This is a genomic window from Catenibacterium mitsuokai (assembly GCF_025148785.1).
Classification (GTDB): Bacteria; Bacillota_I; Bacilli_A; order Erysipelotrichales; family Coprobacillaceae; genus Catenibacterium; species Catenibacterium mitsuoka.
The window spans coordinates 2558047-2579519 of record NZ_CP102271.1 but is presented as its reverse complement, the minus strand read 5'-3'; the positions used below and the strand labels follow the sequence as shown (position 1 = coordinate 2579519).

Here is a 21473-nt window from a genome sequence, read left to right as displayed (position 1 = left end):
AGGCAGTATGCATTTTGACGCACACTGCCTTTTTTTACTTGATATTATCGAATAGATTTGTTGAATAAACACCTTCATCAATCAACTGTTTGAATGATTCCTTAACTACAGGTGCATCTTCTTTATATGTGACACCAAACCATGAATCCTGTACTTCTAATACCTTAACACTTAATTTATTATCTCTTAGTAGTTCACCAATATAGATAGGTAATAAATATTCATCTTTTAGTGGATCTTTGATGTTTTCAAAGAATTCTACAAAACCTTCCTTTAAAGTATTTACGAATTCAGGAGTTAATCCCCAGAAGTTCATAGATACATTCACGTTAGGATCAATTTCTCTGTCTCCTACATGTGCACCAGTAGATGTCTTTTCAATATTCTTAGTTTCTTCTACATCTGTTAAGTATCCTTCATCATTGACTGCACAGATACCTCTCGTTACACCACCATTATCACTTAAAGTATTCTTTAAGATAAATCCTGCCATAGCTAGTTTTTCTGGATGTTCAGGTGTGTAGTCTAATAAGAAATCATGAATCTGTACAAATGCTTCCTTACCATAATAATCATCGGCATTAATAACTGCGAATGGTTCATGAATCAAACCATCACATGCAAGAACTGCCTGACCAGTACCCCAAGGCTTAGTACGTCCTTCAGGACATTCAATACCTTCTGGTAATGCCTTTAAATCCTGGAATGCATAAGCAATTTCTACATCATATTTCTTTGCGACTTCTTCAATACGATTCCCAATAACTTCTCTGAAGTCTGCTTCAATATCTTTACGGATAATAAAGATAATTTTGTTGAAACCAGCGGCAATTGCATCATGGATAGAATAATCCATGATGATTTCGCCATTAGGTCCAACTGGTTCTAACTGCTTGATTCCTCCACCAAAACGTGAACCAATACCAGCAGCCATAATTACTAAAGCTGTATTCATAATATAATCCTCCGTCAAACATGATAATTATATTATATAACGAAAGTTGTGTAATAGATATGTAATTAAAAAAACTCAGGATAATTCCTGAGTTATATTAGATGGTGAAGTCTACACAAGCTCTTACTTCTGCATTTTCCTTCGCAATTTTCGCAACAGCTAAATGTCTAGGATCATTTGCATAGCTAGAAAGATCTTCCATATTATCAAATTCCATAACTAATGAAACATCATATGTTTCATTAGGGTTTTCATTTCTACCAACATGTAAAGAACGGATACCATCAATCTGTCCTACAAGTCCCTTTAATCCTTCTACAAACTGATTCTGTAGATCTTCTGTACCTTCTTTAAATTTCCATACAACAACGTGCTGAATCATTTTTTATTCCTCCTTCATTAATTCATTCACTATAGGCATAAGTTCCATCTGTGTAATTGTTTCAATAAGACCTGCATCAACTACTTTAGTAATTGCAGGATCCATTGGAAGACGACATACAGTAGAAATATTAAACTTCTTCGCAATTTCATCTATATGACTTTCACCAAACAAATAATGTTTATGTCCACAATCAGGACAGATATAATAACTCATATTCTCAACAAGCCCTAGAATAGGAATATTCATCATCTGTGCCATATTCACTGATTTTTCTACAACCATGCTGACAAGTTCCTGTGGTGAAGATACCGTAATAATACCATCTACAGGAAGAGATTGGAAGACTGTTAGAGGAACATCTCCTGTTCCTGGAGGCATATCGACAAATAAATAATCTAATTCGCCCCAATAGACATCAGTCCAGAACTGTGTAACAGTATTAGAAATCAAGTTTCCTCTCCATACAACAGGATCAGTAGGATCATCTAGCATCAAGTTTAAAGAAACAATCTTAATACCTGTACGTGTTTTGGCTGGAATAATACCCTTATCACATCCATAAAGCTTTTCAGTTAAACCAAAAGCCTGGGGAATTGATGGTCCTGTAATATCCGCATCTAAAATACCTACATTATAACCAATACGGTTCATCATGACTGCAAGTAATGATGTCATTAAACTCTTACCTACACCACCCTTACCACTTGTGACTGCAATAACATGTTTGATATGGGAATCCTTATTCAAATCTTTATGAAGATCCTTATTAAAATACTTATCATATTCACCCATTTTAATCACCTCATGTATTATTATACATGAAATAAAATGAAAATGCTGATTAACGAAGTGAATAACCAGCATACATGGTGATGGCAAATAAGATTAACACACAAATAATCTTAGATACTGCCCAGGCGATTTCGTATCTCATTGTCCCTCCTATTCTATACTTAGTATAAAATAAGAGGAGAAATACAAATATCATTACAACTACAAGAATACATAAATATTAAGTAAAAAAAACTAGAGAAATGAATCTCTAGTTTACACTCAATGAGTGGCAGATAGAAGTATAGTTCCCATAATCATTACAGCAACTAATTTTGAACCTAACCAATACAAATTGTACTTCATATCCATCACCCTTTCTTTTTCTATACTCAGTATAGTAAAGAAAGAGTTAAGAAGATATCACACTCACATTAAGTGTTCGTAAGTATTACTTTAAGAAACGTTTGATCCATTTCATCTTATCATCAGTAAGTGGATAATATCTAAATGGTAAATCAATACGTGTACTCTTATGCAAAACAGAACGACGATGAGAGAATGTCTCAAAAGTAAACTTACCATGATAATAACCAATACCACTTGCGCCTACACCACCAAATGGAAGTGTATTAGTCGCAAAATGGCTGACGGTATCATTAATACATGCATCACCAAAACTACATAAATCTAGAATCTTATTGGCATGATATGAATCATTAGAGAATAAATAAAGAGCAAGAGGCTTATCATGACTATTAATATACTGAATCGCTTCTTCAATTCTATTGTATTCTACAAGTGGAAGAATAGGTCCAAAGATTTCTTCTTCCATTAAAGGATTATCAAAATCTACATCATTCACAATAGTAGGCGCAATCTTTAAGTGTTCTTCATCTACTTCTCCACCGATAAGAATATCCTGATTCTCTAATAGCTTCTTTAAGCGATCAAATTGTTCTTTATTGACGATCTTACATAAGTTCTCACTTTCTAATGGATGTTCACCAAAGAACTTCTTAATATATTCTGCAGCATAATCAATAAAAGCCGCTTTCATAGTATCTTTAATTAATATGTAATCAGGTGCAATACAAGTCTGACCAGCATTCAAGAACTTACCGAATATAATACGCTTGGCTGCAATCTCCATAGGAATCATATCAGTTAAAATAGCAGGAGACTTACCACCTAATTCTAGTGTAACAGGTGTTAATGTTTCTGCCGCCTTCATATAGATTTCTCTACCAGCTTTCTTACCACCAGTAAAGAAAATATAATCAAAAGGTAAATCTACAAGTTCCTTAGAAACCTCTAAACCACCTTCAACACAATAGGCATGTCCTTTATCAAAACATGTATCAATGAGCTGCGCTACAATAGCGGAAGTATGTGGTGTCTGTTCACTTGGTTTTACAATCGCACAGTTCCCTGCTGCAATAGTACCAATAAGTGGTTCTATCGCAAGTAGAAATGGATAATTCCAAGGAGAAATAATAAGTGTAACACCATAAGGTTCATAAATCGTATAAGAACGAGAAAAGAACTGATGAAGAGGTGTCTTTACCTTTTCCTTCTTTACCCATTTTTTAATATTCTTTAATGTATATGTGCAGGTTTCAAGAGTTAATCCTATTTCTGTCATATAGGATTCTCCTCTGGATTTACCTAAATCCTTCTCTAAAGCATCTTCTATTAAGTCCATATGGTCTTTAATCCATAACTTAACACGTTTAATTGCATCTATTCTTAAACTTACATCTCTAGTCATTAATGTGTCATAATACGTTTTCTGATCATTAAAAATATTTTCTAAATCCATAGCTATCACTTCCTTCTCTAGTATTCTATTACCTTTTACTTACTAATACAATAAACGAATATAATTCACATAATTCAAAAAACATACTAGATATGATAAGTGAATTCAGTATGAATAAGATAAGAAATTTATGTGTTTATTTGTGATGGCACTTAAGAAAGTATCGTATTATATAGATCTATAGAATTCCTCCGGTGTGTCAACTAGAATGCAAAATTACTTGAATTACTTGAAACATTCACTTTGTTTTTATGATTTCAAAACTTTAAAAATATTTCATTTTTGAAAGTGGCATCTTGTTCATGTTGTTTTAGAACAGTATAATGAATGTAGTGGTTCAGTTTCAAAATTATAAAAAAATTAAACTTTTGAAAGTGGGTGAATATATGAAAACAATTGTGAGAAAAAACTATCTCAATAGGATCATTGAACTAAAGGATACACCGGACATAAAAATCATTACTGGTATTCGTCGTTCGGGTAAATCTAAACTGATGCAGTCATACATTGAATACCTAAAAACAAATTATGATAATATCAATATAATTTTTATCGATTTTATGGATTTAGAGTTTGAAGAAATTAAGGAATATCATGCACTACATTCTTATGTGGAACAACATTATGTAGCAGGTAAAATGAATTATCTCTTTGTAGATGAAGTTCAGATGTGCCCAAAGTTTGAGTTAGCTATTAATAGTCTCTATTCTAAAGGAAAGTATGATATCTATGTAACTGGTTCTAATGCTTTCTTGTTGAGTGCTGATCTAGCAACTCTCTTTACAGGACGATATATTGAAATACATGTATTTCCATTCAGTTTTCAAGAATATTGTGAATATTATAGTGATGTAAGTGATAAGGATAGGCTTTTTGATGAATACTCTTTTAAAGGTGGTTTGGCAGGATCGTATTTATATCCAAATGATAGGGATAGGGTTACCTATATTAAGGAAGTCTATGAAACGATTGTGACAAGAGATCTAGTTCAGAAGTATGCTTTACCTGATACAACGGTATTACAAAGACTAAGTGAATTTTTGATGGATAATATTAGTAATTTGACTTCTCCAAATAAAGTAAGTCAGCTTTTGACTGCGAATAATGTATCTACAAGTCATGTGACAGTACGTAAATACATTAAATACTTATGTAATGCTTTTGTTTTCTATGATATTAAGAGATATGATATTCGTGGTAAGAAATATTTGGAAAGTTCTGAGAAGTTCTATTTGTGTGATACAGGTATTCGATATGCTATTTTAGGTAGTAGAAATATGGATTATGGCAGAGTGTATGAGAATATGGTTTGTATTGAACTATTGCGTCGTGGTTATGATGTTTATGTTGGAAAACTTTACCAGAAAGAGATAGACTTTGTAGCTCAAAGAGGTAGTGAAAAAATCTATATTCAGGTAAGTGATAATATTTCAGCACAAGAAACTTTTGAGAGAGAATATTCTCCTTTACTACAAATTAGAGATGCATATCCTAAAATGATTATTGCAAGAACGAGACATCCAAAGTATAGCTATGAAGGCATTATGATTTATGATATTGCTGAATGGTTACTAGGAGCGTAAGTGCTTTAATGGTTCACTTTCAAAACTTTAATAATATTCAACTTTTGAAAGTGAACCTCTCTGTGATAATGTGAGGACTTTCAACCCTATCATTGACAAGGTTGTAGAAATTTGTTAAAGTTTTAAAGTAAAAGCAATGAACAGAAGAGACTAAAGTGAAATGCATAGAGAACTTATGGCTGGTGTAAATAAGTGTGAAGCTTTAGAAAGATGGTCTGGGAGCTGTTATTTCGAATAGGGATAACCGTAACTCGCGTTAAGAGATTGAGTGACACGTAAGTGTAAAAAAGGTGGTACCGCGATAATTTCGTCCTTTATTAAGGACGTTTTTTTTATTTTTAGGAGGGAGCAGATAATATGAAAGATCCAAAAGATTTCTATTTAACAACCGCAATTACTTATACTTCAGGTAAACCTCATATTGGTAATACTTATGAAATCGTATTAAGTGATGCAATCTGCCGTGCTAAGAGACAGCAGGGCTATAATGTACGTTTTCAGACTGGTACAGATGAACACGGACAGAAAATCGAATTAAAGGCTAAAGAAGCTGGAATTGAACCAAAGGAATATGTAGATAAAGTTGCTGCAGAAGTAAAACGTATCTGGGATATGATGGATGTTACTTATGATAAGTTCATTCGTACTACTGATGAATATCATGTAAAACAGGTACAGAAGATTTTTAAGAAGTTACATGACAAAGGTGATATCTATCTAGGTCATTATGAAGGTAAATACTGTACTGCATGTGAATCATTCTTTACAGAATCTCAGTTAGTAGATGGAAAATGTCCTGACTGTGGTGGAGAAGTTCATGATGCAAAAGAAGAAGCATACTTCTTTAAATTATCTAAATATCAGGATCGTTTAATGCAGTATTATAATGATCATCCAGAATTCATTCAGCCTGAATCAAGAAAGAATGAAATGGTGAACAACTTCTTAAAACCTGGTTTACAGGATTTATGTGTATCAAGAACATCATTTACTTGGTCAATCCCTGTAGACTTTGATCCTAAGCATGTTGTATATGTATGGATTGATGCATTAGTAAACTATATTACTGGATTAGGTTATGACTTAGATGGTAATAACGATGAACTATTTAATAGATATTGGCCTGCAGATGTACATGTTATTGGTAAGGACATCGTAAGATTCCATACTATCTATTGGCCAATCATCTTAATGGCATTAGATTTACCTTTACCAAAACAGGTATTTGGTCATCCTTGGTTATTAATGGGTGATTCTAAGATGTCTAAACATTTAGGTAACGTTATTTATGCGGATGACTTAGTAGACCTATTTGGTGTAGATGCTGTAAGATACTACTTATTACATGAAATTCCATATGATAACGATGGTTCAATTACTTGGGACTTATTAGTAGAACGTATCAACAGTGATCTCGCTAATATCTTAGGTAACTTAGTTAATAGAACAATCGCTATGTGTAATAAATACTTTGATGGTGTTGTCACAAATACAAATGTATGTGAACCAGTGGATGATGAATTAAAATCAATCGCACTTGCAATGCCAGAAAAGACTATTAAGTTAGAAAATGAATTCAAACTTGCAAAGGCATTAGATGAAATCTATGTCTTATTAAGACGTACGAATAAGTATATTGATGATACTATGCCTTGGACTCTTGCTAAGGATGAAACAAAGAAAGATCGTCTTGCAACAGTACTATATAACCTAGTAGAAGCTATCAGATTCTCAGCTATCGCATTAGAACCATTCATTCCTGGTACTTCTAAGAAAATCTTAGATATGATCAATACAGATGAAAGAGATATGATGAAGCTAGATACTTTCGGTTCATATAAATCAGGTACTAAAGTGACTGATCATCCAGAAGTATTATTTGCTAGATTAGATCCTAAAGAAGTTGCTAAACAGGTAGAAAAGTTAACTCCTGCTAAGCCAGTTGTTCCAGAAAAGAAGGATGAAACACCTGAAATCACTATTGATGATTTCTCTAAAGTAGAATTAGTTGTTGGTGAAGTAAAGAAATGTGAAAAGCATCCTAAAGCAGATCGTCTTCTTGTATCACAGATTGATATTGGTGGAGAAGTAAGACAGATTGTTTCAGGTATCGCAGATAGCTATTCACCAGAAGATATGCCTGGTAAGAAGGTAATTGTTGTAAAGAACTTAAAATCAGCTAAATTAAGAGGTGTAGAATCTCAGGGTATGATTCTTGCAGGTGGAACTAAGAAATCTATTAAAGTATTAGAAACAGATTTACCAGCAGGTACAAAAATCAGCTAACATGAAAAGAGTGAACTTTAAACTGGTTCACTCTTTTAAATTCTCTAATTGTGTAATATAGCTATCAATGATTTCAAATGCGTCTTCTTTACTTAACAATCTTTCTTCTAGTATATATTGATAATAGTCATTAAAAGCCATGACAAGACTTGCTTCATGCAGCTGTATTGTTTTGATTGTGCCACTGGCTGATACAATTTGGAAATAGAGTGTATTAATGTTCATGACTATAACTGAGAAAGACATATTATCATATTCAGGGACATCTACAAGGTTTATAGAGTAGGTATTTATAAAGTTCTTTAGTCTACGTAAGATTTTGATTCTATCATTAGTCGTTAGTGGTTGATAGAATGGTTGTAGGAAATCAATTGTATAACCAGTATCTACAAAATGTCTTAATCCTTGTAGAGTATAGAGCCCTGATAGATGATCTTTATTACGCTTCACAAACTGTTTTAAATACATTGAATGTTTCTTGAACGATTCCACAAAATCATTATCTTCTAAAAAAACTGGAAATGGATCGTCCTCTTGATAAACTGCACCAATAGGAGGTGCATAGAGAATACATTTGAAATCTTTTATCACATCGCTTTTATCATCTTTTTTAGTGATTAAACACTTTGTTTCCTTTAAATATTGATTAAATAGTATTTCATACGCATCATATGTTTCTCCTTTTTCATAAAGAATACCACTTGAATGATCTGCTGTATAAATAAGAAGATATCTAGTAGTAAGAATCATATTAGGAAAGAAACAAAGATGGTTATTAATCGCATTGATCTTATTATAGTAATAATATGGACTATAGTGATCATTATTAAAGATCAATGGCATGATATTTGTAAGAACAGTTAAGTTATAGAACTGATTATCTTTCGTTAGTTCATTTGTATTATTTAAACAGAATAAATGCGTAATAGGTATATGAGAAGAGACTATTCTTAATAAATAGAGTGCATGAGTAGGCTGACCAAAGATCCTTATATGAGGTTTTTTTTCTTTTCTTTCTAAGAGAGATAGTTCATATAAGAGATATTCTACATCATATTTATTCGAATAGTGTCCTGTCTTTAAGATAGAATCTAAAGTATCAGGTGTTGTAAAGGAACGATTATCAAGTAATGTGGCTTCTTTTAAGAAGGAACTTACATGCTGACGACAATAATAACGAAACTCTCCTATTCTGTCTATTTCATAGGCATTTAGTAATTCTTTCTTTTCATCATTAGTAAGATAGAGATACTGACTGATCTGCTGGATAAAATCACGATTTGGTATTTTACGTTCTCCTCTAATAATCTTATAAAAAGTAGAACGGTCTATCTGGAAGTATTCTGCACACTTCTTGATATTGATTTTTTTAGTCTTGATATATTCGGATAATAATTGAGAAACATACATAGTACTACATCTCCATTTCAATCATTTTTATACATTCATCAATCAGTTTGATTTCATCTTCTTTACTATAAGCATTCTTCTTCACTACATTGTCAATAAAGTCTTTAAATGCTTCTACAAGGGTGATTTCTTTAATAGAGATATTTGCGAGGGTGCCAGTTGAATCGGATGCAATTATATGGAATGATTGATTAGTTAACTGGAAGTATGTTGTAGATGTTTCAGAAAGATAAGGCATATCTGCCATCATGACATAAGGATGCTTCTTGCAGAATTCTTTCCACTTTCTAAGTAATGTGAGTCTATCTTCTAAAGAAAGAGGGTTAAAGAGTTCTGGGGGAATATCATGTAGATAACCAGTCTTTGCTGTATAGCGTAATCCCTGCAGTGTATAGATAATATGGAATATATCAGAATGTTGAGGATAGAAGACCTGATTCCAGTAATTCACATAGTTTTGATAGTCTTTAATAAATCCTTCTTTATCAGGAAAGAAATCTTTTAATACTCTACGCATAATATTAAAATCACTTTTTTCAAAGACATAAGTAGGACATGGTGTTGTCATGATCTCCTGTGTAATAACATGAGTATCAAAGAATGTCTGCGTGTCTGCAAGATAGTTTGTCCATGAATCACGTGTCATAAAACACTCTGCTTCTTTTAAATAAGCATCAAATTTTTCTTTATAGGCATTCACAATCTGTGGAAGTTTATAAAGTATTCCCTGACTATGATCATTTGTATAGGTAAACACATAACGTGTTGTAATCATTACATTAGGGTAGAATATATCATGTTCATTCATGATAGAAACATTACTGTAGTAGTAATAAGGATGATAATTCTTATTACGTAAGATGACAGGTAATAGATTATTTAAACACTTTAAGTTATAGAATTCATTATTCTTTGTCTGTTTCTGTGAATTATCTAGATAGAATAAATGAGTCATAGGCATCTCTGCTGAAATATGATTAAAAGAATCGAATATAATAGACATATCATAAGGCTGTTCCATGATTCTTACATGAGGTTTTTCTTCTCTTAGTTCATAAGAATATAAAGTATAGAGTATATGTTCTACATTGATTCTTCCTGTATAGACATCATCTACAAGAGTCTGATCATCTTGTACCTGTTCTGTAATGTGATAATGATGATCCAATACATGATCTGCTTCCTTAAAGAAATCCTGGATATGTTTACGACGATAGAATATAAAAGCACCTATTGTATCAATTTCATAAGCTTCTAATATCTGTTTTGTTTCTTCCTGACTTAAACATAGATATTGTGCCATTTTATTGACTAATGCTTCACTTGTTGCAGGTCTTTGACCTTTAATGATCTTATGTAGTGTAGAACGATCTATTTCTAAGTATTGTGAAAATTGTGTTATATTCGTTTTCTTTTTATTAATATAAAACGATAATAGTTCTGATAGAGACATAGTTATATCCTCCCTTACTCATAATTATATCACGGAACTATTTAGCTAAGATATAATCAAATATTTTTTATTAACTCCTATATTTAGGCTTTATCGTATCTAACTTTAATACATTACTTATTTGATTGGTTTATACTATGTATAGGAGATGATAATGTGCAAACATTTTCACAACAATTGCATACGCTCTCTTTTGGTGCTAGACTTAATATGGTTGGATAGTCAACTAAAGAGGTGAGAAAGATGGATAAGAAAGAGAACTTCATGAGTGATAATGCATTACTGTATCGTGCGGCTATTAAATATTATGATAATAGATTAAAGAGATATGATATAGGTTATGGACAGGTTGTGAATCTGATGATGATTCATGAACATCCTGGTATTACTATGAAGGAATTGTCTTCAAGTGGTTCTGTGGATAAAGGAACAATTACCAAGAGTATATCTAAGTTACAGGAGGCGGGCTATATTCGTGTAGAAGAGAATACTCTTGATAAACGTTCTAAGAGGCTTAAAACAACACCTAAAGCGAAAGATGTGATTGCGGAAATGTATCTTGCGAGAAAAGACTGGTGGTCACATCTAACATCTGATCTGACTTTAGAAGAAGTGGATCAGTTAGAAAAGACAATGCATCTATTGGTCAAGAAAGCAATAGAAGAACCAGCTTATCAGAATCATTTTCGCATCTTTGGTTTTCAAAAGCTCACTCTTCTAGATTATCCAGGAAAGATGGCATGTACTCTATTTACTGGAGGATGTAATTTTAAATGTCCTTTCTGTCATAATTCTGATTTAGTTTTCTTACCAGAAAATATGGTGGAGATTGAACAGGAGGATGTCCTTGAATTCTTAGAAAAGAGAAAGAATATATTAGAGGGTGTATGTATTACAGGTGGAGAACCTTTATTACAGGCTGGTATTGTGGATTTCTTAAGAGTGATCAAGGATATGGGGTACTCTATTAAATTAGATACAAATGGTTCTTTTCCTAATAAGTTAAAAGAATTGGTAGAAGATGGTCTTGTAGACTATGTAGCAGTAGATATCAAGAATGCCCCTAAGAAATACAATAAGACAATTGGTTTAGAAGGTTATCGTCTTGATTCTATTAAAACAACAGTCCAGTATTTATTAGAAAATCATGTGGATTATGAATTCAGAACGACAATTATTAAAGAATTTCATACAGAAAATGATATGAGACTAATTGGAGAATGGATCAAAGGTGCTAAGCGTTATTATCTTCAAAACTTTGAAGATAATGAGAATGTGATTCAAAAAGGTTTACATGCATGCTCATTAGAAACACTCCAGAGTTATAAGAAGATTTTAGAAGAATATGTTGATGAATGTGAAATCAGAGGGATAGAAGAAAGGATATGATGATATGTACCAGGTCATTAAAAGAGATGGTAAGATTACAGAGTTTGATTTAAAGAAGATAACCCGTGCGATTGAAAAAGCATTTATTTCATTAAAGAAAGAATATCATCCAAGTGTGATTGATATGCTTGCATTAAAGGTCACAAGTGATTTTGAAAAGAAGATTAAGGATCATAAGATTGCAGTAGAAGATATCCAGGATAGTGTAGAGGATATTTTATCACAGGCAGGTTATAGTGATGTGGCGAAGTCTTATATTCTTTATCGTAAACAGAGAGAGAAAGTAAGAAATATGAAGTCTACGATTCTTGATTATAAGGATCTAGTGAATAGTTATGTGAATGCGACTGACTGGAGAGTGAAAGAGAATTCTACTGTCACTTATTCTGTTGGTGGGTTGATTCTAAGTAACAGTGGTGCAATTACTGCAAATTATTGGTTATCTGAAATATATGATCAGGAGATTGCGGATGCACATAGAGATGGTGATTTCCATATTCATGATTTAAGTATGTTGACAGGGTATTGTGCAGGATGGTCTTTAAAACAATTGATTCAGGAAGGTTTAGGAGGCATTCCAGGTAAGATTACATCTAAACCAGCTAAACATCTTGCGTCATTATGTAACCAGATGGTGAACTTCTTAGGTATTATGCAGAATGAATGGGCAGGTGCTCAGGCTTTCTCTTCTTTTGATACTTATTTAGCACCATTTGTAAAGGTAGATAATCTTCCATATGATCAAGTTAAGAAATGTATTGAATCATTTATTTATGGTGTCAATACACCTTCACGCTGGGGAACACAGGCTCCTTTCTCTAATATTACTTTAGACTGGACAGTACCAAATGATTTAGCTGAATTGAATGCGATAGTTGGTGGAAAAGAAATGGACTTCCGTTATAAGGATTGTCAGAAAGAAATGGACATGATCAATAAAGCCTTTATTGAAGTGATGATTGAAGGTGATGCGAATGGTCGTGGATTCCAGTACCCTATTCCTACTTACTCTATCACAAAGGATTTTGATTGGTCTGAAACAGAAAATAATAAACTATTATTTGAAATGACTGCAAAGTTTGGTACACCCTATTTCTCTAATTATATTAATTCAGATATGGAACCAAGTGATGTCAGATCAATGTGTTGTCGATTAAGACTTGACTTAAGAGAGTTAAGAAGAAAGAGTGGAGGATTCTTTGGTTCAGGTGAATCAACAGGATCAGTGGGTGTCGTTACTATTAACCTTCCACGTATTGCTTATTTATCTCATAATGAACAGGAATTCTATGAAAGACTGGATCACTTAATGGATCTTGCTGCAAGATCATTAAAGGTAAAAAGAGATGTGATTAGTAAGTTATTAGAAGAAGGTCTCTATCCTTATACTAAACGTTATTTAGGATCATTTAAGAATCATTTCTCTACTATTGGCTTAGTAGGTATGAATGAAGCCACACTCAATGCGAACTGGCTTAAAGAAGACTTAACACATACAGATGCACAGGAATTTGCGAAGGATGTGTTAAACCATATGCGTGAAAGATTAGTGATCTATCAGGAAGAATATGGTGACTTATATAACCTAGAAGCAACACCTGCAGAATCTACATCTTATCGTCTTGCGAAACATGATAAGAAGAAATATCCAGATATCATTACTGCCACTAAAGAGGGTAATACACCTTACTATACAAACTCATCTCATTTACCAGTAGGTTATACAGATGACTTATTTACTGCTTTAGATATTCAGGATGAATTACAGACTCTTTACACATCAGGTACTGTATTCCATGCCTTCTTAGGTGAAAAGCTACCAGACTGGAAAGGTGCTGCAACACTTGTAAGAAAGATTGCAGAAAACTATAAACTTCCTTATTATACAATTTCACCTACTTACTCTATTTGTGAAGATCATGGTTATCTTGTAGGTGAACAGCCTATATGTCCTGTATGTGGTAAACCAACAGAAGTATGGAGCCGTATTACAGGTTACTATAGACCAGTTAAGAACTGGAATGAAGGTAAAGCACAGGAATTCAAGGAACGTAAAACATATGATATGGGTCACTCAGTACTAAGTGGCAGACATATGAAGAAGATCAAAGAAGAACAGGCACAACCTGTTATACAGAATGAAAAGCTTTATTTATTCACAACAAAAACATGTCCTAACTGTCGTATTATTAAGAAGATATTAGAAGATGAACATGTAGACTATGAATTAATAGATGCAGAAGAACAAGTAGACCTCACAAAGAGATTTTCTGTCATGCAGGCCCCTACTCTTGTCGTTGCGAATGATAAGAGCTATGCGAAATATGTGAATGTGTCTAATATTAGAAAATATATAGAAGAAAGATCATAACCAAAGTGGGCATCACTAAAAGTGATGCCCATTTCTTTCAAAGTAAAAAGAAGACTGTGAGATCATTCGATTTCATAATCTTCTTTGACTTCTATTGTTTCTTCAAAATACCCACCTTTTGAATCTCTTATTTCTTCAAAAGTCTTTTGGTAAATATATGCTTTATAGCATAAGAATACTAATAATACAACAAGCGCAACTGATAAGAAATTCTTTAATAATCTTCTTACCTTCGCTTTTTCAATCAGACGATCCATATCCTCTTGCTCATAGTAACTAATAATAACTTCCTTGGGTGTACCAAGTCTTTCTACGATTTCATCATATGTCATATCATGAGAACCATCATCAATATTATCTATGAGTTTTCTTATATATTCTTTTTCAGATTTACCATAAGAAGCAAATAGATACTTACATTGTTTAATATACTTTTTAACGTTTTTATTGTAAGTCATGCTCTTCCTCCATAAATGTATCAATAATGCTTGTCATCTCTTTGTATTCTTTGTATATGCTCTCTAGGTACTCTTTTCCAGATGGCTCCAAATGATAATATATTCTTGTCATTCTCTTTCCAACAAGCTTTTTCTCACTTGATATATAGCCTAGATCTTCAAACTTATAAAGAACAGGATACATACTTCCTTCTTTGATATCTATCTTACCATTTGTAAGTTCTTTAATGGAATGAGTGATCTCATACCCATAACAATCTCTTATTGAAAGAATCTTGAGAAATAACATTTCTAGTTTAAAAAAGTTATTATTCTTTTTTGGCATAAGGCTACCTCCATAGAAATAGTAACATGAATATATTTGTTAGACAATATATAGAAAAACTATATAGTGGTTGACAAAAAGATAAACCACATGATAACATTTAAGTGAAGTAAACGTTTACATTTGTGCTGAAAAATGGAGTGTTAAGGTATGAAAAAATTAATTGTGCTTTCTTTTTTGGCTGTTGCTTGTGCAGTATCGCTGGCTAATACTGAAGTTGATGCTTTAGATGATACAGTTATCAATCAATATCTTCTTTTAAAAAATGAATATAATATAACTAAATCAAGATATATGCTATCTGAAACTCATAATAATGCAGTGAAGTTAAATAAAGCAGGAAAGGATATTGATTGTTTTAAAAATCGTATTTATGAATTAAAAGGTAAATCAAGAGAGGAATTGAAAAGATATAAGTATACAAATTCTCAAATTGATGCGATAAAGAATTATGATGGAACAGAAGAAATGACTGTAAAAGCTTCTTCAAAAATCAAGTTTAGCGTTAAGAAGAATATATTAAGTTATGATGCGAAAACAGGATTGTCTACTGTAAAAGCAACAGTAAGCTTTAGCTGGAATGGAACACCTGAAGATTATGGAAATGATGCTTTTGCGATGGCATATGAAGCAGATAATAATCATATTTTTAAGGAAGTTTCATCCGTTACTTCTTTATTAAAATACAAGGAATTCAAATCCTATAAGAGTGTAAAAACATGGACGAAGTCAGCGATTAAGAAAGGTGATCAAGATGTTATTGGATCATATGGATGGTCATTTCCTTTAAGAATAAAAGGTGATCAATATTATGCGTATTTGTATAAGGGATCTTTTTCTATAACAGGAGTAGTAAGTGGAAAATTAAAATATTTCAATGTGCGTTACTTATACAGTCATAAATCATCTATAGTTCCAACAGGATTTGGAATTAGTATATCTAGAGGTATGTCTTCTGCAGGAATAGTACTCACAAAAAGATCTCGACATAAAGGGTATCCTGAAAAACATGGTGGCGTTGTGACTTGTTCATAATCTTAATGAATTATAAGGAGATAATAAAATGAAGAAATTATTGATGATAATATTTTTATTCTTTTTGGTAACTTATGGGTGTCATGTACTAACTCTAATTAATTTAGAGATATTCATGTATATATTTAATGCATGGCAGGATTTTGAATTTTATAACGTGCTCTTTAGTATATACACTGCCTGTGCTATAGTTGTAATAACTATGTATCTTTTGCATAAGAAAAAGAATTAATACACGGGAAAAGACCAATCACTATTATTGATATACTTTGTTTGTTGATACAAATATGAGGCTGTTGAACTTCAACAGTCTTTTATTTTATAAAAACACTTGATTATATAGTTAGTTTATGCTAACCTATAGATAGTTAGTAAGAACTAACTAGGAGGTCAACAATGAAAGTAGTCTATGCATCAAGAACTGGAAATGTAGAAACATTAATTGGAAAACTAGGTATTACAGACGCATTACATATTGAAGATGGTACAGAAAAGGTTTCTGAAGACTATATCTTATTTACTTATACAGATGGCTTTGGAGATGTTCCTTATGAAGTATCAGACTTCTTAGAAAACAATCCATCTATTAAAGGTGTTATTGCATCTGGTGATACAGGATATGGTGAAGCATATTGTTTAGCTGGTGATAAAATCAGTGAAGATTATCATGTTCCATGTCTTTATAAAGTAGAAAATGATGGTACTGATGATGATGTAGAAGCCATCAAAGAGTTACTTTAATATGACCTTAGGATATCATCAATTTGAACGTCTTCTTCTTATGCATTGCACACCTACCTTGATCAAGCGTAAGTTAGGTAGTATGTTTCATCTTGATAATAGATATTCAGATGTTCATGAACTTGTAGAATATTATGATCAGATTCTTAACCTTCAAGGATTACGAATAAATCTCTTTTATACTCATGGTCGTTATACAGTATATGTATATCTGCCTTCCTCACTCAATTACTTAATGACTAACAAAGACATTCAATCCTTTCTGAAACAATATGATTATCCTGATCATGATATTCTATCTCATCTAGAGAAACGTCTTGAGATGAGTCAATATCCACACGAAATAGGGTTATTTTTGGGTTATCCACTTGCTGATGTATGGGGGTTTATACATCATAAGAAGTGTCAATGTTGTGGCTATTGGAAGGTATATGAAAATAAACGTGAAAAAGAAAGTCTCTTTGAACAATTTGACTGTTGTAAAAAAGAATTCATACTCCTTTATGAGCAGGGCTATTCTTTGTCACAAATCCTTAATCAGGCTGATAATCAGCCTTTTTCTTTTACCTTAAATGAATTATAATATTTTCGAGGTGGTTATAAATGATGAGAGTAAATGAAACAGAAACCAAAAGATTATTAGAAGCTGTTAAACCAGCGAAGCTTGTTGCAGCAACTAAATATATTGATGAAAAAGAAGTAGAAAAGCTAGAAGAATGTGGTGTTATGATCTATGGTGAAAATAAAGTACAGGACTTCTTAAAGAAGTATGAAGACTACCATGGAAAAGGTGTATGGCATTTTATTGGTACATTACAGACGAATAAAGTAAAGTATATTATTGATAAAGTACAGATGATTCATTCTGTCGCAAACTATAGATTAATTGATGAAATAGAGAAACAGGCAGCTAAACATGATCTCGTTATGGATATCTTATTACAGGTTAATATTGCGAAAGAAGAATCTAAACATGGCTTTAATGAAGAAGAAATGAATGAAGTGATGGACTACTTAAAAGATAAACCTCATTTAAATCCTAGAGGATTAATGATGATGGCTCCTAACATTGAAGTGGAAGAAACAAGACAATACTTTAAAGCAACTAAAGATCTATTAACTAAACTACAGGAATCTTATCCTAACTATCAATTGACTGAACTATCAATGGGTATGACACATGACTTCCCTATTGCGGTTGCAGAAGGTAGTACAATGGTAAGACTCGGTCATGCATTATTTGATGAATAATTAAAAACATCCCTAGAAACTTATGTTTCTAGGGATTTGTGTTTAGTATAGGAAATCTGGATTATTATATTCTGCACAACATTCCTGCCAGTATGCCATAGATTCCTTAATATCATGACAGACATAATCATAATCTTTCTTCTCTATCTTTCCATGTTCTGCCATACACTTATAGAATTTCTTTAAACTTGTAGCAGTTGTTTTGACAGTTGCAGGAGTAGACCACATACATTTACGGATAAAGAAATCTCCAAGGAAGTCACCAAGCATAGTAACGCCTTCCTCCATAGTTGCATCCATATGGTAATTTAAAAATTCATTGATAAACAGATCGGCATTAGATAGATGATTGTAGATGGTTTTTTGTTTTAATCCTGCATTTTCAAGATCTTCTTGAAAGAGAATTAAGTAGTTATGATTCGTGTCTTCATTTTGTTCACTAAAGTCTAGATGGTCCATAATCGTTATATTCCTTTCGATGTATAAATATATTATATAGTAATAGAAGAAGAAAGGCGTTAAATAGGTGAAAAATTTTATAAAAACGGTATTTTACCGACTTCTCATATTCCGCTGTTATAATAGAAATATGGAGAATACAGGTGTGGTTAAACGTATATTAGCTGTCTTAGTGCTTGTTTCTGTAATGCTTATACCAGGTTGTACGCATGATGAATATTCAGGTGAATTTAAGAACGATGAAGAAGTTGCAGAATATGTAGAGAAAATAATAAATAAGAAGTATAGCCGTTACTTTGATAATGAAAAGTTGTATTGTTCTGATTATGGGACGACTGATGAAGGAGTCTTTTATGCAACTGTATATGTGAAAGATGAGAAGTACGAATTTGGTGTTGAATATGATATTAAGAATAAGACATTAGAGACGGATGTATCAAAAGGATATCATTATGAGGAATTGTTAGAGGATATAAGAAATACGATTCCTGACACAATGAAATACGATGTACAGAGTGTAAAATGTAATAAGCGTAAAGGATTTATCAAAGATTATCATAAGTTTATAAGTGACACGGATACAAAGATTGAGTTAATGTTGTATTTTGATGGCTCTATGAGTGATGATGATGCAAAACAGGTACGAAGTTTAATGAAGATTTTATTTGATAAAGGGTTTAATGGAAGTGTTCAAGGTTGCAATGGAGAGTATTATAGTGATGTATTTAAGTTAGGCTCTATCCTTGATATTAAGAATATAGAAAAGTGTGATAATGAATAAATAGTGTAAAAATAGTGAAAGAATAGTGAAAAAGTTTTCTATACAGGTATAATTATAGAAAGAAGGAGGGCTTTTCTTATGATTAAAGTGACAATAACTAATGATATTTTAAACTCTATTATAGAAATAGAGCTGAACAGATATAAGATGTCGTTAGTGGAATTATCACAGAACGTTTTGAATAAACTTCGTAAAAATTCAAAGAAAAAAAGCTCTTATGCTTCAAACAAGATTGAAGGAAATCCTTTATCTGAAAAACAGGTGGAAGAAGTCATTGAAAGTGGTGAAAGAAAACATTATTTGAAGCCAGAACAGGAAGTAAGAAATTATTTTCTTGCATTGAATTATCTAGAAGAGAAGTTGAACAATAAAGAAAAGTTATCTAAAAAACTAATTTTAGATGTTCAGAAATTAGTTGAGAAAGGTGCTTCTAAAGAAAAAATAGGCCTTAGAGGACCTATGCCACCAGGAGTATTATTTGCAGTATATGATTCTAAGACAGGAAATCCGGATTATATTCCACCAGAATATAATGATGTTCCAGGATTACTGGATGAGTTGATAGAGTATGTTAATACTACTGATGATCATCCATTGATTGTTGCAGCAGTTGTACATTATCAATTGGTAACTATTCATCCATTTGAGGATGGTAATGGAAGAACCGCAAGATTATTATCTGGATATATTATGGATTTAAATGGATATGGTTTTAATGGAATTAGTTCACTAGAAGAGTATTTTGCATATGATGTAGATGAATATTATGACTCTATTCAAATGGGGTTACCTGCATTGTATTATTCTGGAAGAGAGAATCCGCCACATCCTGAAATATGGATTAATTACTTTCTGCGAATGGTAAAGTTGTATTCTAGAAAAGTGTGTGATCTACAATTATCTTCTGAAGAGGAAGATATTGCAGGAAGTTTATCTTTCTTAAAAGAGAGAGAAAAAGAATTATTAGTATTGTTGATTTCAACTTATCGAGGAGAGTTTACTCCAATAGAAGTGAGTAAACAATTATCAGTTACAAATAAGACAGTTATTAATAGATTGGCTGGTTTAGTGAAGAATGGATTTGTGATTCCAATATTAGTTAATAAGAGAATCCGTTCCTACAAACTAAGTGAATTTGCGGTAAATCATGAAAGGGAAATTAAGGAAGCAGTTGGGTAAAAAATATGATGAATAAGTATAGAATTATATTCAGTCCAACAGGTGGAACTGAAAAGGTATCAAAATCAATCACAAAAAATTGGGGGTATGTCGAAGACATAGATCTTTCAGTTGTAGATAAGAATTATCAAAATATATCATTGATAGAAAATGATATTGCGGTGATTGCCATGCCAACTTACGCAGGACTAGCACCACAAGTCGCATTAGATAGACTTGCTAAAATCAATGCACATAACTGTAAATGTGTCATTGTTACGGTATATGGAAATAGAGCATACGAAGATACACTTGTTCAAATGGAAGATTATGCACGTATGGCTGGATTTGATGTCATTGGGGCTATATCAGCCATTGCTGAACATTCTATTTTCCATCAATTTGCGACAGGAAGACCGGATGAGAATGATTGTCATCAATTAAAAGAATTTGGTGATCAGATTCTAGAAAAAGCATCTAATAAGATTAATACTAAACCGAATATTCCAGGTCATAGACCTTATAAGAAAGCAGGTGGAGGAACGATTCCTCAAGCAAATACCTTATGTACAAGGTGTGGCTTATGTGTAATGAAATGTCCAACAGGTGCTATTAGTAAAGATAATCCGCAAGTGACAGACAAGAATAAATGTATCTCATGTATGCGTTGTGTGGCTGTTTGTCTTAGTCAGGCAAGAAGTCTAGATCAAGAGAAGATGGCAGTTATAGAAACAGCAATCACAAAGGCTTGTTCAATCAAAAAAGAGTGTGAATTATTTATATAATTGAATAGTAGATCATACAAAAGAGGACGAGATAGGATGATATTTTCATCCTTCT

The 21473-nt window shown here is 32.4% G+C and carries 20 protein-coding genes and 1 other annotated feature; of the genes, 11 read left to right on the top strand and 9 right to left on the bottom strand.

Annotated elements, in window-relative coordinates; translation table 11 throughout:
- Positions 1-34 precede the first annotated feature (34 nt).
- The 4 genes from NQ499_RS13235 to NQ499_RS13220 all read right to left on the bottom strand — a co-directional run bounded on the left by NQ499_RS13235 (position 35) and on the right by NQ499_RS13220 (position 3933).
- Positions 35-955, bottom strand: a complete 921-nt coding sequence (locus tag NQ499_RS13235; RefSeq protein ID WP_259848548.1) for a sugar phosphate nucleotidyltransferase — start codon at positions 953-955, stop codon at positions 35-37.
- Between the two features lie 97 nt (positions 956-1052).
- Positions 1053-1337 carry a Dabb family protein gene (locus tag NQ499_RS13230; RefSeq protein WP_006504446.1) on the bottom strand — a complete coding sequence of 95 codons (285 nt, stop codon included), beginning with the start codon at positions 1335-1337 and terminating at the stop codon, positions 1053-1055.
- A 3-nt stretch (positions 1338-1340) separates the two neighbouring features.
- Positions 1341-2132, bottom strand: a complete 792-nt coding sequence (locus tag NQ499_RS13225; protein ID WP_155812559.1) for an Mrp/NBP35 family ATP-binding protein — start codon at positions 2130-2132, stop codon at positions 1341-1343.
- Between the two features lie 430 nt (positions 2133-2562).
- Entirely contained in the window at positions 2563-3933 is a 1371-nt protein-coding gene (locus NQ499_RS13220; RefSeq protein WP_006504448.1) for an aldehyde dehydrogenase family protein, read from the bottom strand.
- A gap of 386 nt (positions 3934-4319) precedes the next feature.
- Here NQ499_RS13220 and NQ499_RS13215 point away from each other — a divergent pair, with 386 nt between their 5' ends.
- Positions 4320-5516 carry an ATP-binding protein gene (locus NQ499_RS13215; protein WP_040389554.1) on the top strand — a complete coding sequence of 399 codons (1197 nt, stop codon included), beginning with the start codon at positions 4320-4322 and terminating at the stop codon, positions 5514-5516.
- Positions 5517-5643: 127 nt separating this feature from the next.
- Positions 5644-5834 (top strand) — a binding site (T-box leader).
- Between the two features lie 39 nt (positions 5835-5873).
- Positions 5874-7802, top strand: a complete 1929-nt coding sequence (metG, locus tag NQ499_RS13210) for a methionine--tRNA ligase (RefSeq protein ID WP_006504450.1) — start codon at positions 5874-5876, stop codon at positions 7800-7802.
- Between the two features lie 27 nt (positions 7803-7829).
- Here metG and NQ499_RS13205 read toward each other — a convergent pair whose 3' ends face one another.
- Positions 7830-9212 (bottom strand): hypothetical protein, encoded by a 1383-nt coding sequence (locus NQ499_RS13205; RefSeq protein ID WP_006504451.1) that lies wholly within the window; start codon positions 9210-9212, stop codon positions 7830-7832.
- Positions 9213-9216: 4 nt separating this feature from the next.
- A complete protein-coding gene (locus tag NQ499_RS13200; protein ID WP_006504452.1) occupies positions 9217-10665 on the bottom strand; it encodes a hypothetical protein in 1449 nt (482 codons plus the stop codon).
- 243 nt (positions 10666-10908) lie between these two features.
- Between NQ499_RS13200 and NQ499_RS13195 the strand changes: the two genes are divergently transcribed.
- Both NQ499_RS13195 and NQ499_RS13190 read left to right on the top strand, forming a co-directional pair.
- Positions 10909-12054, top strand: a complete 1146-nt coding sequence (locus tag NQ499_RS13195) for an anaerobic ribonucleoside-triphosphate reductase activating protein (protein WP_006504453.1) — start codon at positions 10909-10911, stop codon at positions 12052-12054.
- A gap of 4 nt (positions 12055-12058) precedes the next feature.
- Positions 12059-14425 (top strand): ribonucleoside triphosphate reductase, encoded by a 2367-nt coding sequence (locus NQ499_RS13190; RefSeq protein WP_006504454.1) that lies wholly within the window; start codon positions 12059-12061, stop codon positions 14423-14425.
- Positions 14426-14487: 62 nt separating this feature from the next.
- Here the strand turns inward: NQ499_RS13190 and NQ499_RS13185 are convergent, their stop codons facing one another.
- On the bottom strand, positions 14488-14883 hold the full coding sequence (locus NQ499_RS13185; RefSeq protein ID WP_006504455.1) for a DUF6120 family protein: 396 nt from the start codon (positions 14881-14883) through the stop codon (positions 14488-14490).
- The gene (locus NQ499_RS13180) at positions 14870-15208 is read right to left on the bottom strand and encodes a PadR family transcriptional regulator (protein ID WP_006504456.1); all 339 of its coding nucleotides are present in this window, start codon (positions 15206-15208) and stop codon (positions 14870-14872) included. Before NQ499_RS13180 ends, NQ499_RS13185 begins: the two co-directional genes overlap by 14 nt.
- A 150-nt stretch (positions 15209-15358) precedes the next feature.
- Here NQ499_RS13180 and NQ499_RS13175 point away from each other — a divergent pair, with 150 nt between their 5' ends.
- From NQ499_RS13175 to NQ499_RS13160, 4 genes are all read left to right on the top strand, one after another.
- Positions 15359-16243, top strand: coding sequence for a hypothetical protein (locus NQ499_RS13175; protein WP_006504457.1), 885 nt, complete (start codon positions 15359-15361; stop codon positions 16241-16243).
- Between the two features lie 396 nt (positions 16244-16639).
- Positions 16640-16984 carry a class Ib ribonucleoside-diphosphate reductase assembly flavoprotein NrdI gene (gene nrdI / locus NQ499_RS13170; RefSeq protein ID WP_006504459.1) on the top strand — a complete coding sequence of 115 codons (345 nt, stop codon included), beginning with the start codon at positions 16640-16642 and terminating at the stop codon, positions 16982-16984.
- Position 16985: 1 nt separating this feature from the next.
- Positions 16986-17567, top strand: coding sequence for a DUF3793 family protein (locus tag NQ499_RS13165; RefSeq protein ID WP_006504460.1), 582 nt, complete (start codon positions 16986-16988; stop codon positions 17565-17567).
- Positions 17568-17587: 20 nt separating this feature from the next.
- Positions 17588-18235, top strand: a complete 648-nt coding sequence (locus NQ499_RS13160; protein ID WP_006504461.1) for a YggS family pyridoxal phosphate-dependent enzyme — start codon at positions 17588-17590, stop codon at positions 18233-18235.
- 42 nt (positions 18236-18277) lie between these two features.
- Here NQ499_RS13160 and NQ499_RS13155 read toward each other — a convergent pair whose 3' ends face one another.
- Entirely contained in the window at positions 18278-18694 is a 417-nt protein-coding gene (locus NQ499_RS13155) for a hypothetical protein (RefSeq protein ID WP_006504462.1), read from the bottom strand.
- A 145-nt stretch (positions 18695-18839) separates the two neighbouring features.
- On the opposite strand from NQ499_RS13155, the gene NQ499_RS13150 reads away from it, so the two are divergent.
- From NQ499_RS13150 to NQ499_RS13140, 3 genes are all read left to right on the top strand, one after another.
- On the top strand, positions 18840-19475 hold the full coding sequence (locus NQ499_RS13150) for a hypothetical protein (RefSeq protein WP_040389555.1): 636 nt from the start codon (positions 18840-18842) through the stop codon (positions 19473-19475).
- Between the two features lie 78 nt (positions 19476-19553).
- Complete coding sequence (locus NQ499_RS13145) at positions 19554-20654, top strand: Fic family protein (RefSeq protein WP_006504464.1); 1101 nt, start codon at positions 19554-19556, stop codon at positions 20652-20654.
- An 8-nt stretch (positions 20655-20662) separates the two neighbouring features.
- Positions 20663-21418, top strand: a complete 756-nt coding sequence (locus NQ499_RS13140) for a 4Fe-4S binding protein (protein ID WP_040389561.1) — start codon at positions 20663-20665, stop codon at positions 21416-21418.
- Positions 21419-21473 lie beyond the last annotated feature (55 nt).